Source organism: Pseudomonas glycinis, from assembly GCF_054871425.1.
On the sequence record NZ_JBTYHF010000012.1, the window covers coordinates 43,320 to 62,310 of the forward strand.

The window sequence follows — 18,991 nt, forward strand, 5'->3', positions numbered from 1 at the left end:
AACTCCTAGACCGCCGCCGAGCCGACACGGCCCTTGCGCAGCGCTTCGATGACTGCTTCTTTCGGGCCGTCAGCGACGACCCGGCCGTTGTCCAGCACCAGCAACCGGTCCACCAGGCTCAGCATCGAGGTGCGGTGAGTCACCAGCAGCAGGGTTTTGCCTTGCACCCAGCCATGCAGTTTCTGCCGCAGCGCATCTTCACTGCTGTTGTCCATGGCGCTGGTGGGTTCGTCGAGCAGCATGATCGGCGGATCGAGCAGTAACGCGCGCGCCAGCAACACCGCCTGGCGTTGGCCGCCGGATAGCAGTTGTCCGCGTTCGCCCACCGGTCGGTCGAAGCCTTGCGGGTGTTGCCGGGCCAGTTCGGTGACGCCAGTCAGTTCGGCGACTTCGAGCATGCGTGAATCGCTGATGTAACGCGCGCCCAAGGTCAGGTTGTCGCGCAGGCTGCCGGCCAGCAGCGGCAAGTCGTGGGCGACATAACCGATCTGCTGGCGCAGGTCAGCCACGTCCAGTTGGCGCAGGTCGAGGCCGTCGAGCAGCAGTTGGCCTTGTTCCGCTTCGTAGAAGCCCATGACCAGCCGCGCCAACGTGCTTTTGCCCGAGCCGCTGCGGCCGATGATGCCGACGCGCTCGCCGGGTTTCAGGCTGAAGCTGACCTCGCTCAGCGCCGGTGCGTTCTGGCCGTTGTATTGGAACGTCACGCCGCTGACGTCGAGGGCGCCTTGCAGTTGCGTGCGTTCCAGTGGCCGTTGTTTGCCGTCGCGTTCCTGCGGCAGGGCCATCAGCGCGTCGGTGCTTTTCATGGTCAGTTGCGCTTGCTGGTAGCGGGTGATCAGTCCGGCGATCTGGCCGAGCGGGGCGAGCACACGACTGCCAAGCATGTAAGTGGCAACCAGCGCGCCGACGCTGAGGTTGCCGGCAATGATGCTGTAGACCCCGGCCACAATCGTCGCCATCCCGGAAAACTGCTGGATGAACAGCGTGCCGTTGGTGGCCAGCGCCGACAGGTTGCGCGCGTGGCTGTCGAGGCGGGTGAGGGCGCCGTGGGTGCTTTCCCATTTGTGCTGGCGCTCGCTTTCGGCGCCGCAGGCCTTGAGGGTTTCCAGACCGCCGAGGGTTTCGATCAGCACTGCCTGACGCTCGGCGCCGAGGCTCAGGCTTTTCTGCACGGTGTCACGCAGGCGCACCTGAATCGCCATGGCGAAGATGATCGTAATCGGAAACGCCAGCAGCGGAATCACCACCAGCCAGCCGCCGAGCAGGCCGATCACTACCAGCATCAACACCACGAAGGGCAAGTCGATCAGGCTGGTCAGGGTCACGGCAGTGAGAAACTCACGCAGGCCCTGGAAGTCGTGAATGCTCTGGGCAAAGCCGCCGATGGTCGCCGGCCGCGCTTTCATCGACATGCCGGTGATGCGCTCGAACAACGTTGCCGAGAGGATCACATCGGTTTTCTTGCCGGCGGTGTCGAGCAGATGCGCACGCACCACGCGCAGCACCAGTTCAAAACCGGTGCCGATCAGCAAACCGATCGACAGCACCCACAGCGTCGAGGTCGCCTGATTGGGCACCACGCGATCGTAGGTCTGCATGACAAACAGCGGCACCATCAGGCCCAGCAGGTTGATGAGGAAACTGGCGAGGATCGCATCGCTGTACAGCCATTTCGACAGTTTGAGAGTATCGCGAAACCACGCATTTACCCGTGGCACCAGCGGCGCGCGCAGGTCTTCGAGTTCGTGACGCGGACGGGCGAACAAGGCCTGGCCGCTGTAGTGTTCGCTGAGTTCCTCGCGGCTCACCCATTGCTCGCCGCCATCGGCTTCGCTGGGCAGCAGCAGGGCTTTGCCGTCCTCGCCAAAGCGCCGCAGCACAGCGGTGCGGCCGTCGTTGAGCAGCAACAGAATCGGCAGGTTCAGCGGTGAAATGTCTTTCAGGTCACGGCGCAACAACCGCGCCTGTAATCCGGCCCGCGCGGCTGCACGGGGCAGCAGATCGAGGCTCAGGCGTTGTTTGTTCAGAGGCAGCCCGGCGCTCAGGCTGGCACGACTGACCGTGGCGCCATGCAGTTTGCAGAGGATCAGCAGACCGTCGAGTAACGGGTCGTCGAAGCTCAGGCGCGGATCGACCCCGGTGGCGCCGGGTTCCATGCTGGTCATAGTGATTGCCTCTGTTGAACGGGCTCGGTTATCGGATCGTTCCCACGCTTTGCGTGGGAATGCAGCCCGTGACGCTCCGCGTCACTGGACGCGGAGCGTCCCTTGAGGCATTCCTTTGCTGCGCGTGGGAACGATCAGGGCAAAGTCAGTTCCTGCACCGTTTATTTCAGTTCCGGCAGGCGCGCCTGGTTTTTCACTTCGGTCGTGGCAATCGCATCAGCCGGCAGCACCACGCGTTGCTTGCTCAGCAACTGGCCCATGTTCGCCAGCACGCGGTACATCGAGTATTCCTCGGTGTAGCGGATTTCGGTGTAGCGACGGTTGGCGTTGTACAGCTCGTTTTCGCTGTCGAGCAGGTCGAGCAGGGTGCGTTGGCCGAGGCCGAACTGGTCCTGATAAGCGGCGCGCACGCGTTTGGTGGTTTCGGCGTATTCGCGAGCGGTCGGCGTCTGCTTCTTGGCATTTTCCATGGCGTTCCAGGCCAGACGAATGTTCTCGTTGAGCTGACGCAGGGCGTTGTTGCGGATGTCCATCGCCTGGTTGATGTCGTGGGCATTCGCGGCCAGACGTGCCTTGTCGCTGCCGCCACGGAACAGGTTGTAGTTCATCACCACACCGACACGCCATTCGTTGTCGTGGCCTTCGTCGCCCTGCACGTTGTTGTTCGCGCCGACTGCTGCTTCGGCATCGAAGCGCGGGTAGAACGGCGACTTGGCCACTTCGTACTGGCTCTCGGCGGACTGCACGTCAGCCTGGGCCGATTTCAGGTAAGGGTTGTTGTCGACCATGCTCTGCTGCGCTTCACGCAGGTCCGGTGGCATCTCACCGCGAGTCGAGGCCGGGGTTTCCAGCTCATCGGGCATGCGTCCGACCACGCTGTAGAAATTCGATTCGGCGTCGGCCAGATCGACTTCGGCGGTGTCGAGGTTGTTCTGCGCCAGTGCACGACGGGCAACCGATTGATCGGAGTCGGCGGTGCTGCCGATGCCGCGCTCGGTGCGCAGGCCGATCTGGTCGTTGACGCGCAAGTGCGCCTGCAGGTTGTTCTTCGCCAGCGTCACCAGTTCCCGCCGCTTGAGCACTTCGAGGTAGACCTCGATGGTGCGCAGGGCCAGATCCTGTGCGGTGCCTTGCGCGTAGTAGGCGCGCGAATTGGACACGCCCTTGGTGCGCTCGACCTCGTTGGCGGTGTTGAAGCCGTCGAAGATCATCTGCCGCAAGCGCAGTTCGGACTGGGTGTAGTTGAGGATTTCGGTGTTGTGATTACCGAAGGCGCGGGTGTTGGTGTTGTCGCTGTAGCCGCGCCCGTAGGCAGCGTTCAGATCGACCGACGGATAAAACCCGCCCTTGGCCACTTTCACCTGCTCATCCGCAGACAGGCGGGCGTCCACGCGCGAAGCCAGCTCCGGGTGGGTGGCGATGGTGCTTTGAATCGCCTCAGTGAGGTTCATCGCCTGGGCTTGGGAAGTGCAAGCCATGGCCAGCAAAACCGCGCTGCAGAGGGGGGTTAGAACGCGCATGGGTGCATCTCCCTGGATCTCAATGTTGTGTTACTGTCGCCAAATATTTGACGTAAATTTAGGGTGTAAGCGTTTCACTCTTGTAACAACAGAGCTAAGAACATCCTAGAGCGTAGCTAAGAAAAAATTTTCATAAGGTTTATTCCAAAAAAAACTTATGCGGTTTTTCAAAAGCAGCACATTGTTCAGCTCGAAAGCCTTTGTTTTATGCGCTTTAGGGAGCTCGAAAAGGCTTGAGGAAAGTTCCATTCACTTTGCGAGACACTGCGAAGTACTGCTGAAGGGGAGGGACGCGTAGCGGGGAATGAGCGACAGATTTTTGTCACTCGGGTGATTCACCACCGTTACGTAGCGCTAGTGGGTCGATGGATTGAACAGGGTTGGCAAGTGCTTGATAGCGCTGACAATTCACCTCAAACCGGGCCTGCGAAACGAACTGTCGAGGGTGCGAGCGTCGCCCCCGGCAACCCGATTGAGCCATGGGCTGCTTCGCGAACCAGTGCCGACGGTGGTCGGCAGCGGAGGATTTCACATGGCAGCGCTCATTGGTACGGTCACAAAAGTCATTGGTCAGGTGTTCGCCCAGGCGAGCGACGGCATCAAGCGTCCGCTGTTCGAAGGCGATCGTTTGTACGCTGGCGATCAACTGATCACCGGCGCGGAAGGCGCGGTGGCAGTGAAACTGCAAAACGGCGAGGAATTGACCCTCGGCCGGGGCAGCAGCATCACCATGACCGGGCAATTGCTGGCCGACCAAGCGGTGCCGGTGAACGTCGACGAAGCGCAGACCCCGAGCCAGGCGCAACTGACCGATGTCGAGCAAATCCAGCAAGCCATCGCCGCCGGTGAAGACCCGAGCAAAACCGCCGAAGCCACCGCTGCCGGCCCCAACGCGCCCACCGGCAACACCGGTGAACTGGGCGGCGGGCACAGTTTCGTTCTGCTCACCGAAGTCGGCGGCCGAGTCGATCCGATCATTGGTTTCCCCACCGCTGGCTTCAACGGTATTCCCGAATTTCCCGAGTATCGTCGCGACGCGGACATCGACAATGGCGACGACACGCCAGCGCCGGTCGTGGTGCCAGCGCCACCAGTGAACAACCCGGTCATCCTCAACGGCCTCAATGGGGCGGATGGCGAACTCAACCTCAATGAAGCCAATCTGCCTGACGGTACAGCGGCCAATCCAGGCGCGCTGACGCAAAGTGGCAGCTTCACGGTCTCGGCAGCGGATGGTTTGAACAGCCTGAGCATCGGCGGCATCAACGTGATTGTTGGCGGCGTGCCGATCGGCTTTCCCCAGTCGATCACCACGCAACTGGGCAACACCCTGACCATCACCGGTTACAACGCGGCGACCGGCACGGTCAGCTACAGCTACACCCTCAACGGTAACGAAACCCACGCGGCCGGCGACGGCGTGAACAATCTCAGCGAACAGTTCACCGTGATCGCCACCGACAGCAATGGCGACAGCGCCACTGGCACGCTGGACGTGAATATCACCGACGACGTGCCCAAAGCGTTTGACGACGCCAACGGCATTGCCTCGGAAACCTTGCTGACCCTGACCGGCAACGTCCTCACCAACGACATACAAGGTGCTGACCGCGTACCCACCGGACCGGTCACGCCGGGTACTTTCACCGGTACTTACGGCACGTTGGTGCTGAACGCCGACGGCACCTACACCTACACGCTCAATACCAGCGATGCCGATTTCAAAGCCTTGACCGGCGGTGGCAACGGCACGGAAACCTTCGCCTACACGATCACTGATGCCGACGGCGATAGCAGCAGCGCCAATCTGGTTCTGCAGATCCACAACAACGACGATCCAGTCACCATCGATGGCCTGAACGTCGCCGGTGGCGAGCTGACGATCTACGAGAAAAATCTCAGCGACGGCAGCGCACCGGATGCTGGCGCACTGACGCAAAACGGCACGTTCACCATCACTGCACTGGACGGCGTCACCACGCTGACAGTCGGCGGCATCGCCGTGGTGACCAGCGGCGTCGCCGCAGGCTTCCCGCAATCGATCACCACGCCGCTGGGCAGCACGCTGACGATTACTGGTTTCAACGCTGCAACCGGTGTGGTCAGTTACAGCTACACCTTGGCTGATAACGAAGCGCATCCGAACGCCAACGGTGCGAACAATCTGCCTGAGCAGTTCGCAGTCACGGTAGTCGATGACAACGGCACCACCGCCACCGGCACGCTGGACGTGAACATCGTCGACGACCTGCCGAAAGCCAACGATGACAGCAACGGCACCGCCTCGGAAAGCCAACTGACCCTGACCGGCAATGTCCTGACCAACGACGTGCAAGGTGCCGACCGCGTAGCAACAGGTCCAGTCACACCGGGCACTTTCACTGGTACTTTCGGGACGTTGGTTCTGAACGCCGACGGCACTTACACCTACACGCTCAATACCAGCGATGCCGACTTCAAAGCCTTGACCGGCGGTGGCAACGGAGCCGAAACCTTCGCCTACACCATCACTGACGCCGACGGCGATACCAGCACTGCCAATCTGGTTCTGCAGATCCACAACAACGACGATCCAGTCACCATCGATGGCCTTAACGTCGCCGGTGGCGAGCTCACGGTTTACGAGAAAAATCTCAGCGACGGCAGCGCACCGGACGCCACCGCGCTGACACAAAGCGGCACGTTCACCATCACCGCGCTGGACGGCGTGACCACGCTGACAGTCGGCGGCATCGCCGTGGTGACCAGCGGCGTCGCCGCAGGCTTCCCGCAATCGATCATCACGCCGCTGGGCAGCACGCTGACGATTACTGGTTTCAACGCTGCAACCGGTGTGGTCAGTTACAGCTACACCTTGGCTGATAACGAAGCGCATCCGAACGCCAACGGCGCGAACAATCTGCCTGAGCAGTTCGCGGTCACGGTGGTTGATGACAACGGCACCACCGCCACCGGTACCCTCGACGTGAACATCGTCGATGACCTGCCGAAAGCCAACGACGACAGCAACGGTACCGCCTCGGAAAGCCAACTGACCCTGACCGGCAACGTCCTGGCCAACGACGTGCAAGGCGCCGACCGCGTACCGACCGGCCCAGTCACGCCGGGCACTTTCACCGGCACGTTCGGCACTTTGGTTCTGAACGCCGACGGCACTTACACCTACACGCTGAATACCAGCGATGCCGATTTCAAAGCCTTGACCGGCGGCGGTAACGGCACCGAAACCTTCGCCTACACCATCACCGATGCCGACGGCGATACCAGCACTGCCAATCTCGTATTGAACATCCACAACAACGACGATCCGGTGCTGCTCAATGGCCTCGACGTCAACGGCGGCGAACTTACCGTCTACGAAAAAAACCTCAGCGACGGCACCAGCCCCAACACCCCGGCGCTGACCCAGAACGCCACTTTCACCGTCAGCGCTCTCGATGGTCTGCAGACCCTCACAGTCGGCGGCATCGCGGTGATCACCAATGGCGTGGCCGCAGGCTTCCCGCAATCAATCGTCACCCCGCTGGGCAGCACCTTGACCATCAGCGGTTATGACCCGACGACCGGCGTGGTCAGCTACAGCTACACCCTGGCCGACAACGAAGCCCATCCAACCGCCAACGGCGCCAACAGCCTCACCGAGAACTTCGACGTGGTGGCGACGGACACCGATGGCAGCACCGCCAGCGGCCAGATCAACGTCAACATCGTCGACGATTTGCCGACCGCGCATGCGGACGCGGCTTCGGTGGCGGAGGGCGGTACTGTCAGCGGTAACGTACTCAACAACGATATCGGTGGCGCTGACGGCCCGGCGGTCACCGGTGCAGTGGTTGGCGTGCGCGCCGGTGCTGACACCTCGACTTCGGCCATCGGCGGGCTCAATTCGCAGATCAACGGCACCTACGGCTACCTCACGCTTGATGCCAACGGCAACGCCGTTTATCACAGCAATCCGAACACGGTGAACGGCCCGGGCGCGGTGGATGTGTTCACCTACACCGTGCGCGATGCCGACGGTGACGAAAGCACCACGACGATCACCATCGACGTCTACAACAGCTGCCTGAAAGCGGTCAGCGACACCGATGTCACCGTCTACGAAAAAGCCCTCGACCTGAACCAGGATGGCCAGGATCTGGCAGCGGGCAGTGTGGTCGGCAGCGATCCGAACAGCACTGGCGAAACCGCTTCCGGCACCCTGGTCGGCTCGGTCACCGGTGCGGTCGGCGCGATCAGTTATGCGCTGGTTGGCAGTGCCACCGGCAACTACGGGCAGATCGTTCTCAATGCCAATGGCACTTACACCTACACGCTCACTTCGCCAGCGACCACTACGCCGCACGCCGACGACGGCGCCAACAGCCTGAGCGAAACCTTCACCTATCAGGCCACCGATTCGCTGGGCAATGTCGTCACCAGCACGATCGTCGTGAGCATCGTCGATGACGTGCCGAAGGCGCTGAATGACAGCAATGCCGACAGCGCAACAGAAGTCCAGGTGACCCTGACCGGCAACGTCCTCGACAACGACGTGCAGGGCGCCGACCGCGTCGCCAGCGGCCCGGTAACCGCCGGTACTTTCACTGGCACTTACGGCACGCTGGTGCTCAACGCCAACGGCACTTACACCTACACGCTGGACGCCAACGACGCCGATTTCAAAAACCTCCAGGGCGGCGGCAACGGCACGGAAACCTTCGCCTACACCATCACCGATGCCGACGGCGACACCAGCACCGCCAATCTGGTGCTGAACATCCATAACAACGACGATCCGGTGTGCCTCGACGGCCTCGATGTGAAGGGCGGCGAAATCACCGTCTACGAGAAAAACCTCAGCGACGGCAGCAGCCCCAACACCTCGGCGCTGACCCAAAGCGGCAGCTTCACCGTGACTGCGCTTGATGGCCTGCAAACCCTCACGGTCGGCGGCATTGCGGTGATCAGCAATGGCGTCGCCGCCGGTTTGCCGCAATCGGTGGTCTCGCCATTGGGCAGTACGTTCACCATCACCGGTTACGACCCGGCCACCGGAGTGGTCAGCTACAGCTACACCCTGGTCGACAATGAAGCTCATCCGAACGCCAACGGTGCCAACAGCCTCAGCGAGAGCTTCGACGTGGTCGCCACTGATTCCGATGGCAGTACCGCCAGCGGTCAGATCAACGTCAACATCGTCGACGATTTGCCGACTGCCAACGCCGATACCGGCTCGGTGGCGGAGGGCGGCACGGTCAATGTCAGTGTGCTCGGCAATGACCTCAGCGGTGCCGACGGCGCCGCCACGGTGGTCGGCGTGCGCGCGGGCGGCAACACCGCGACGTCGGCCAGCGGCGGCCTGAACAGCAACATCAACGGCAACTACGGCTACCTGACCCTCGACGCGGCGGGCAACGCGGTTTACCACAGCAACCCGAACTCGGTGAGCCCGCCGGGCGCGACCGACACGTTCACCTACACCATCCGTGACAGCGATGGCGACGAAAGCACCACGACGCTAACCATCAACGTCGCCGACAGCAAACTGGTCGCCGCGGTGGATCAGGATGTCACGGTCTACGAAAAAGCCCTCGACCTGAACAAGGATGGCCAGGATCTCGCCGCCGGCACAGTCACCGGCAGCGAACCGGGCAACACCGGCGAAACCGCCAGTGGCACGCTGGTCGGTTCGGTCAGTGGTGGCAGCGGCGCGATCACGTACACCCTGGTCGGCAACGCCACCGGCAGCTACGGGCAACTGCAGCTCAACGCTGACGGCACCTACACCTACACGCTGACCTCGGCGCCGAAAACCGCGCCGAGCGCCAACGACGGGTCGAACACGCTCAGCGAAACGTTCACCTACAAAGCCACCGATGCGCTGGGCAACAGCACCACCAGCACCCTCGTGGTCAACATCGTCGACGACATACCGAAAGCCGTTGCCTCGGATCGCTCGGTAACCGCAGTGGAGATTGATTCCAACATCCTCATCGTCCTCGACATCTCCGGCAGCATGGCCGATCCCTCTGGCGTGCCGGGCCTGTCGCGGCTGGCACTGGCCAAGCAGGCCATTGGCGCCTTGCTCGACAAGTACGATGATCTGGGCGATGTGAAAGTGCAGTTGGTGACATTCAGCAGCAATGCCGCCGACCGCACCACGGTGTGGGTCGATGTCGCTACTGCCAAGACATTGCTCGCCGGCCTCAACGCCGGCGGCGGCACGAACTACGACGCCGCCGTGGCGGTGATGCAGACCGCTTTCAACACCTCCGGCAAACTCACCGGGGCACAGAACGTCGGCTACTTCTTCTCCGACGGCAAGCCCAACGAGGGCGACATCGGCACGGCTGACGAGGCCGCGCTGAAAAACTTCCTCGACGCTAACAACATCAAGAACTATGCAATCGGTCTGGGCAGTGGCGTGAGCAACGCCAACCTCGATCCGCTGGCCTACGACGGCATCAACCACACCAATACCAATGCGGTGGTGGTCACCGATCTCAATCAGCTCAACTCGGTATTGTCCGGCACCGTGCAGGGCGCGCCGGTCACCGGTTCGCTGCTGGGCGAGGGCGGTTCGTTCGGCGCCGATGGCGGTTTCATCAAGTCGATCGTGGTCGACGGCACCACCTACACCTACGATCCGAAAGCCCTCAGTGGCCAGGGTTCGTTGACTGCGAGCGGCGGCGCCAACCACGGCACTTTCAATACCGCCAACAACACCGTCAGTATCGCCACCAACAACAGCGGCACGCTGGTGGTCAACCTCGATACCGGCGAATACAGCTACACCTCGCAGAAAACCACCGCCGTGGTGATCACCGAAAACATCGGCTTCACCGTCAGCGACAACGACGGCGATCTGGCCAGCTCCACCCTGACGGTGAAAGTGATCCCCAACGCGCCACCGGTGGCGATGGACGATCACGTCATCACCAACGTGCTCTCGGGCAACATCGTGGTGCCGGGTGAGTTGCTGCTGGCCAATGACAGCGATCCGAACGGCGACACCCTCAACGCCACGCCAACCAGTTTCAACACCGGTTGGGTCTCGAAAGCGGCGGACTTCACCGGTACCGGCCTGATCGGTTTCACTGGGCAGAACAATAATGCGGCCAACCAGAACCTGGCCAACGTGCGCAGCGCCTTCAGCGCCAATGCCGCGACCATGACCGCCGTGCTGGTGGTCAGCGGTTATCTCGGCATGGTGAGCAACAGCAATGCCAACGATGAAGACCGCATCACCGTCAACCTGCGTCAGGGCGAAACCCTCAATCTGGATCACAATCTGGGTGCCGGTAAGATCAGCATGGAATATTCGCTCAATGGCGGTGCCTGGATGGCGCTGGCGGACGGCCAGACCCTCAGCGCCTCGGCGGACGGCGTCTACCAGATCCACATCACCAACATTGGAAATGGTGGCGGCAACCCGAACGCGGCGGAAAACTACCAACTGACCATGACCCTCAACTACGCCGGGGCCCATGACACTACACCGGACTACCACGGCACCTACACCGCCAACGACAACCACGGCGGCAGCGACACGGCCAACGTCAGCATCAGCTATCAGGACGGCCACACCCTGACCGGCACTGCTGGCGACGATGTGTTGGTAGCGGGCAGCGGCAACAATGTGATCAACGCCGGCGACGGCAATGACGTGCTCAGCGCAGGCTCCGGCAACAACGAAATGCACGGCGACGGCGGCAACGATTTGCTCTACAGCGGCGCGGGCAATGACCTGCTCGACGGCGGCACTGGCAGCGACACCGCCAGCTACGCCCACGCCACGGCCGCGGTCACCGTCAATCTCGGCCTGCTCGGTGCGCAAAACACCCTCGGCGCCGGTACTGACACCTTGACCGGCATCGAAAACCTGCTCGGCTCGAACTTCAACGACAGCCTCACCGGCGACGGCAACAACAACGTGATCAACGGTGGCCTCGGCAACGACTTCCTCAATGGCGGCGCTGGCGATGACTATCTGATCGGTGGCATGGGCAACAATACGCTGACGGGCGGGGCAGGGGCCGACACCTTCCAGTGGCTCAAGGGCAACAGCGGCCATGACCTGATTACCGATTTCACCCCCGGTACCGACAGGCTCGATCTGTCGCAACTGCTGCAAGGCGAAAACGCCAGCACCGCGTCGCTGGACGACTATCTGCACTTCACCGTCAGCGGCAGCGGCGCCTCGGTGATGACCAGCATCGACGTCAGCGCCATGGCCGGCGCCGCGCCGAGCCAGACCATCGACCTGGCCGGCGTCAACCTCGCCAGCCATTACGGCGTGACACCGGGGGCGGGCGGCATGGTGGCTGGGGGGCATGACACGGCGACGATCATCAGCGGCATGCTTAATGATCATTCGTTGAAGGTGGATACGGTTTGACCTGAGGTCTGAAACGACAAAACCCGCCGCCCCGGTTGTTTCGGGGGCGGCGGGTTTTGTCTGTCTGTAGAGACGTGTTGTCTTTAAGTCAGCCTTCGCGAGCAGGCTCGCTCCCACAGGGGAGTGCGGTGAAACTGTGGGAGCGAGCCTGCTCGCGAAGAGGCCGGCTTGCACAGCGCATAATTCAGCCGACCTGCACCAACTGCAGATTATCTGACACCCAATCCACCGCCCGATACCCTTCCCATGCAAATCGCCTTCCGACAAACGGTAGCAATACCTGTAATTTCTGACAGTAGGCAGGTCCATCCCTCCGGCATCTAATGAAGCCATCCCGACAGCGCTTGAACTGCGCTGTACCGCCGCTTATCGAGGAAGGCTGGAATGGCCAAGCGAAAGAACCCAGTCGGTCAGCCTGATCAGAACACCCCGGTTTCCTGGGGCAGGTCGGTCGAAGTGACGGTACCGGCCGTGCTTGATCCTGCCGATCCCAAAGGTCTTTTGCCGCTCAAAGCGCTGGGCGACGACCTGATCGTGACGTTCATGGATTTTGATCAAGGTCCGGCGCCTGACGAGTCGGATCTGGTCGAACTGGGCTTCATGTCCAAAAACGGAGCGTTCAGAAAGGTTGACGAACGCTGGTATCCGACCAATGTTCCCATTACGTTCCCGCAAGCCCTGAAGGTGCCTCGCGATTTACTGTCAGAAGGTGTCTACGAAGTCGCAATCCAGATCTCGATCTACGGAAGCAACCCGAATGAAGGCCCTCGCAAAACCCTGACCATCGACACCACGAAACCCAACTTCGGAAACAAACCGGCCGCGGCCGAGTTTCCCCCCGAGTTGAATGGCACGATCACTGAAACCTTCCTGACTCATGAGGGGGAGGTCAGTGTGCTGGTGCCTTGGTACGACGATGCCGAGGCGCTGGATCGGGCGCCGTATTACTGGACCAGCGAAGCCATTCCGCCAGACTCTGAAACAGCCATCCGCGAGCAGGAGTTCAGCGTTGAAGATATCCGCGACAAACGCTTACGCATAACTGTGTACGCGGATGAAATTCGATCGTGGGGCTCTGGCACACGTTATTTTTATTACCACCTGAGGGACAGGGCCGGAAACGAAGGCCCGAATTCCTTTCTTTCGGCTATCGAGGTTGATCTGTCGCCTGCACCGGGGGCACTGCTGCCACCCCGAGTGCCGCTGTCACCCAGGGGGCTGGTCGATCGCCAGCAAGCCCGTGACGATGTCGTAGTGGAAGTCGACGAATACGACTTTGCCGATCCCGGCCACTGGCTGGCCGTTTTCTGGGACGACACCCCGCTCACTGAAGTTCCTGTCGACCCCTCTGCCTTTCCGTTGTCGGTTCCCGTGCCATGGCCGATCCTGCAGGCCAAGGGCGATGGACCCTTGCGGGCCAAGGTCTATTACAGGATTCGCCAGGGAACAACCTATGGGTCACCCTCGCCGACCATTTCGGTGGCAGTGAACCTGACGCTGGCAGGTCAGGATCACGCCAAGGCGCCGGCATTGATCAACGAAGGTCTTGCACTGGTTGAGGTGTACGGCGAAGAGAGTCAAACCCTCAATACTTTGCTGACGGACGATTTTGGTTTGCCGGCCAGCGTGTTGCTGCCTCTGTACGACGCACCCGAACAGGGACAGTTACTGGAACTGCACTGGGGAAGCTACCCCGGCGTCGTCGCGTTTTATGAAGTGAAACCAGGCGATGCTGCCGGTAAACCCGTCAGGTTTTCCGTGCCCTGGAATGTTATCGATACCGACAAGGAGAATCCGGCATTGCCGGTTTGGTACACCACCAGCAACGGTGTGAACCAGCAACAGTCGTTACCGACCCGGGTGGCGGTATCGATAGTGGTGATCGAGGGGTTGAAGGAGGTTGTGTTTCCGCATGCGAACAGGGATGGCGTATTGCACTGTTGCAGTCGGCCCAGGCTCTGGGAGGGCGTCACGGTAAGAGTCAAATCTGACCCGCTTATCGAGCAGGGCGACACGCTGACGGTGTGCTGGCAGGGCAGCACCGGACTCAATGGCAGCGAGCCCATCAAAGGTACTTACGGTGAAATTGAAAAAGAGCTCACAACACTGCCGCCGGGCGAAGACATCGATATTGTCGTCGAGGATTACGACCGGTTGGTTGCGCCCATGGTCAACAACGGTTCTGCGCTGGTTTATTACCGGTTGAAAAAAAGCATGGGCGGTCGGGGGATATCCAAAAAGGAGTTTGTGATCATCAATCGCACCATGCCCAGTGGCGCAGTGTGTTCACCTACCAATGATTTGTGCGAAGAGAACTGAAGTATTAGCAAATTATGCAGTGTGGTTAATTGCCGGCATTTCTCTGGAAGTTTGTATTGGGGTTGGAGGGTCGGTGCGTTCATAAAACAGGAGAGCTTACAATGAGTAACTTGAAAGTACTGTCCAAGGCAGAGGCTGCCCGTAAAAAAGTTTTTGATTTGCGTCAAGCCCTGAGTACCCGTTCGGGTACTCCTCCTGAAGTTGAAGACTTGCTGCCGGCCCTGCCGGGTGACAATGTCAGGAAACTTCAGGCGGCGCGTCAGGGCACAGACTGCAAGGTGATAATTACCTCCATGGTAGTGCCGCCGGGCTCAGCCCCACGTGAAACATTTGTCGCATTGCAGAAAGATTCAGTAGTTGTTTCGAGGTGGGAAGAGGTTCCCATCCCCCCGCCTACAATTTTCGAAATAATTTTACCTGCAAAGGAAACCGCAACGCCGGGTCCTTTTCGCTTGACTTATATAGTTGATTACGGTGGCAACCAAAATACTTCTGATACCTTTGAGTTCTTCATCGACACTGTCGCGCCTAATCATGGTGCACCTGGAGGTAAAGCGGAACCGCCCGCAGAAATCATTGATGGTGTGTTGACCCGAGAAATTCTTGATGCGCTGGTTGATGTAACGATGACCATCCCGATGCCTAACGATGTCAAGCAGGGGGATATCTATACTGCGCACTATGGGAAAAGTGATCCAGCGCCATCCGTGGACAGTTTTATTGTCGATGAAGATTCGTCTGCGCCAATTGAACTTGTTATCAACAAAACCACTATCGAAGCGTCGGGAGAAGGAGCATTTATCTTTTACTGCAAATTTGCAGATCGCGTCGGTAACGTCGGGCCTTCTTCCGAACCTTTTCAGTTTGATGTTCGGCTGACACCGGCACCCAGTGGGTTGCAACCACCTGAAGTGCCGGAAAACGACGACGGTGTAGTAGATTTAAAAGATGCCTACCCTGATGTCGCCGTGGTCATTCCTGAATTTTCTAATGGTCAGCCGAACGATGTGGCCCGAGTCACCTTCAACGGAAAGGTGCAACCCGACAAGCCTACTGATGGCACCACTCCGGTCATTGTCGACGTACCGTTCAGGGACGTCGCAGACGGCGGTGATGGTCCGAAGGACGTGACGGTGAATTACGCGATCATTCGAAACGGCAACCCGTTTCCGGAAGCGACAGGGGCGACCATCAATGTCGATCTGTCGATCCCTGGTCCAGCCAATCCTGAGCCTGATCCGGACAAAGGTAATCCGAACCTGGTTGCTTTGGTAGTCAAGGGTTCCACAGGCGATAACACTTTGGTGGAGGCAGATGTTGGCAACTTGATCGACATTGAGTTGACTATTCCTGATCCCACGACGTTGGATGCCGGTGATGTTTTCGATTTGGAATACGACGGTAAAATAGTTCCGCCTCCAGAAGGTCGTTATACGGTCGTCGGCGGTGAGGCCGATGATTTCAAGATTCCATTCAAGCTACCGTCTGATGTTTTTGTGGCTGCAAAAAACGGGAAAAAGATAGCGCGCTACATCATCACCAATCCGGCAAATGGCAGCAATGCGAATCCATCAGTGCCGACTACGGTAGATGCTTATGTTATTCCAGTGACATTGCCGGACCCCGTTATTCAGAATCTTTATACAAATCCGGGTAATATTGTGTATCTCAACTGTTCTTCTCTTCGCGATATTCCTGTGGTAGGTAAGGCCGCAGTCGTCCGTGTTGCAGGAGGCGGTTCACTCGTTGCTGACTTGAAATTGGACTTCGTCTGGAAAGGTACACCGCTTTCAGGAGGGGACGATATTCCCGATTACCCGTTCAGCAAAACGTTGCAGGGCAATGAACATACGGCGGGATTCGAAGTTTACCTGCCCTTCAATGCTGCCCTCAGACCTATCAGGGATGGGCGCGGAGTCATTTCATATACAGCGGAGATTGATGGCCGTACTCATACCTCCGAGGATCACGACGTCAGAGTGGTCGTGGTTGATAATGCAGGGACATTCTGTCCCGGCACTCAGGATGCCTAATTAACGGTCAATGCAGGCGGGGACATATCCCCGCCTTCTTTTATTTGACATACACGGTAAAAATATCCATCGAAGAAAGGGATTTTTCCTACAGAGCGAAGTAATTAATGTCTGTACGGTGCGTGCGGACGAAACTTCTTTTGTTGAAATACATCCGCTAAATGTCGAAGGAGTACATATGGGCATCTGTACGGTTCTTTATCCATTGAAGGTATCAAAAACAAAGCTGGCTTGGTTCGCCCTGGCCCCAGTCCTTTCCTCAAGCCCGCTGGCCTTTGCCCTCACATCCATCGAAGCGGGTCAAACACTGACCATTGATAGTACAACCGCACAAGACAACTATCGCGCCCGCGATGGTGGTGTATTGAACGCCAATGATTCGAATACTTATGAAGTGTTGATCACCACCGGTTCGCAATTGAATGTGGTAGGAGGGACTTATGCCGGGCGTTCGGGCAACGCTGGGATTACCCTCGTCAATGCCCGTGCCGATGTGAGCGACGCCATTGTGACCGGTACCCGAATGGGGATGTCGATCGCCCGGGCGACGGGTACGACCACAGGTTCGACTGCCGTGATCAGTGGCAGCCGGATTACCGGGCAGACCTCCGGAATCGAAACCGGTGGCGGCGCTGACATCCAATTGACTGATACGCATCTGACCGGTACCGGCGCGAACAGCTTTGGCTTGAATTCGTTCGGTGCCGAAGTCAGGGCCAAGGGCGGTAGCATCACCGGCGGCATGAACGGTATTCGCTTGCGTCCCGACGGGGAGGGCGTCGGCAGCGGCGCCAATGTGACGCTGGACAATGTAGAGGTGCGAGGGGTAGCGGGTGCAGCCATTCTCGCCAATGGTGAGGGGACCGCACAGATCAATGTGCTGAATTTCACCCGTCTGCTTGCCGGCAACGGCGTACTGCTCGATGTGCAAGCCGCTTCCACCGCAACGATGACGGTGGCTGACAGCACCTTGGAAGGCAACATCAATGTTACCGGTAACAGCCTCGCCAATCTGACTTTCAATCACGGCCACATGGTGGGTGATGTCATTGTCGATGGCACCTCAACGGCGGATGTCACCTTGGAAAGTCATTCGCAGTTCACTGGCCGTCTCGATCAGGTCGACAGCGTGAACGTCAGCACCGATTCGAACTGGACACTGACCGGCAACGATTCGATCGGTGCACTGGGCATGAACGGTGGCACTGTCAGCTTTGGCGCTCCGGACGCCCCCGCTACGTATTACCAGTTGAATGTCGGCACGCTCTCCGGTAACGGGACATTTGCGATGAAGGGCGATTTCGCCAGCGGCGAGCATGATTTTCTCAATGTCGCCGGAGCGTCCTCGGGCGATTTCGCCCTGGCTGTCGCGGCCTCTGGTCTGGACGCGGCCTCGCCACAGCAGTTGACGCTGGTACGTACCGGCACCACCGACGCTGCGAATTTTGCCTTGGCCGGCGAGCAGAGGGTGGACGTCGGTACCTGGTCTTACGGTCTGGCCAGCCGGGAAATCGGGGGCGGCGCGAAGGAGTGGTTTCTCGACCCGACCACCGAGGTCATCAGCCCCGGCGCGCGCTCGGTTCTGGCCTTGTTCAATACTGCACCTACTGTCTGGTATGGCGAATTGGCGTCTCTGCGCGATCGCATGGGGGATCTGCGTTTGAACGGCGGCAAAGGCGGGGCGTGGAGTCGTGCTTACGGCAGCAAATACAACGTCGCCGATGGGTCAGGTGTCGGTTATCAGCAGACGCAACAGGGATTTTCCCTCGGCGCCGATACACGGGTGGGGGAGAGCGACGTGCTGATCGGGATCCTCGCCGGCACGAGCGAGTCCGACCTGAATCTCGATCGCGGCACCTCCGGCACGGTGAAAAGCTACTACGTGGCGCCCTATGTAACCTGGCTCGGTGACGACGGTTACTATGCCCACGGCACCTTCAAATGGAACCGCTTTCGCAACGAGTCCAAAGTCAACCTGAGTGACGGTACTCGCGCCAAAGGCGATTACGACAACTGGGGGCTGGGTGGGTCCGCAGAGTTCGGCCGGCAAATCAAACTGGCGGATGGCTATTTCATCGAGCCGTTTACGCAATGGTCGGCGGTGCAGATCCAGGGCAAGCGCTACACATTGGACAACGACATGCAAGCTGACGGTGATCGCATGCGCTCGCTGCTCGGCAAGGCCGGCGCAACGGTCGGTCGCAACATCGGCTTCGGCCACGGCGCAATCGCCCAACCTTATCTGCGCGCAGCCATCGTCCACGAATTCGCATCGAACAACGAGGTGAAGGTGAACGACAACGTTTTCAACAACGACTTGTCAGGCTCCCGCGCTGAGTTCGGCGCGGGGGTGGCGGTGGCAATGTCGGAGAAATGGCAGGTGCATGCGGGAGTGGCTTACTCGAAGGGGGAGCATATTGAACAGCCGTATGGGGTGAATATGGGGTTGACGGTTCGCTGGTAACTACTGCGTTGTAGATCAAGGTGTATCGTATTCAACATAACCTTCACGGCCGCTGTTCTGTCGAGGAACAGCGGCCTTGTCATTGCGGTTGATCAGTCTTGCCTGGTGTC

General features: G+C 59.6%; 6 protein-coding genes. 4 read left to right on the forward strand and 2 right to left on the reverse strand.

Annotated features, from left to right (window positions below):
- Positions 1-5: 5 nt before the first annotated feature.
- Both ACYSTU_RS24880 and ACYSTU_RS24885 read right to left on the reverse strand, forming a co-directional pair.
- Entirely contained in the window at positions 6-2,165 is a 2,160-nt protein-coding gene (locus ACYSTU_RS24880; RefSeq protein ID WP_499002198.1) for a type I secretion system permease/ATPase, read from the reverse strand.
- A 161-nt stretch (positions 2,166-2,326) separates the two neighbouring features.
- Complete coding sequence (locus ACYSTU_RS24885) at positions 2,327-3,685, reverse strand: TolC family outer membrane protein (RefSeq protein WP_016771146.1); 1,359 nt, start codon at positions 3,683-3,685, stop codon at positions 2,327-2,329.
- A gap of 532 nt (positions 3,686-4,217) precedes the next feature.
- On the opposite strand from ACYSTU_RS24885, the gene ACYSTU_RS24890 reads away from it, so the two are divergent.
- From ACYSTU_RS24890 to ACYSTU_RS24905, 4 genes are all read left to right on the forward strand, one after another.
- The gene (locus ACYSTU_RS24890) at positions 4,218-12,065 is read left to right on the forward strand and encodes a retention module-containing protein (protein WP_499002201.1); all 7,848 of its coding nucleotides are present in this window, start codon (positions 4,218-4,220) and stop codon (positions 12,063-12,065) included.
- Between the two features lie 384 nt (positions 12,066-12,449).
- Entirely contained in the window at positions 12,450-14,384 is a 1,935-nt protein-coding gene (locus ACYSTU_RS24895; protein ID WP_499002204.1) for a hypothetical protein, read from the forward strand.
- 101 nt (positions 14,385-14,485) lie between these two features.
- The gene (locus tag ACYSTU_RS24900) at positions 14,486-16,417 is read left to right on the forward strand and encodes a hypothetical protein (RefSeq protein ID WP_499002207.1); all 1,932 of its coding nucleotides are present in this window, start codon (positions 14,486-14,488) and stop codon (positions 16,415-16,417) included.
- 178 nt (positions 16,418-16,595) lie between these two features.
- Positions 16,596-18,881, forward strand: coding sequence for an autotransporter outer membrane beta-barrel domain-containing protein (locus ACYSTU_RS24905; RefSeq protein ID WP_499002210.1), 2,286 nt, complete (start codon positions 16,596-16,598; stop codon positions 18,879-18,881).
- Positions 18,882-18,991 lie beyond the last annotated feature (110 nt).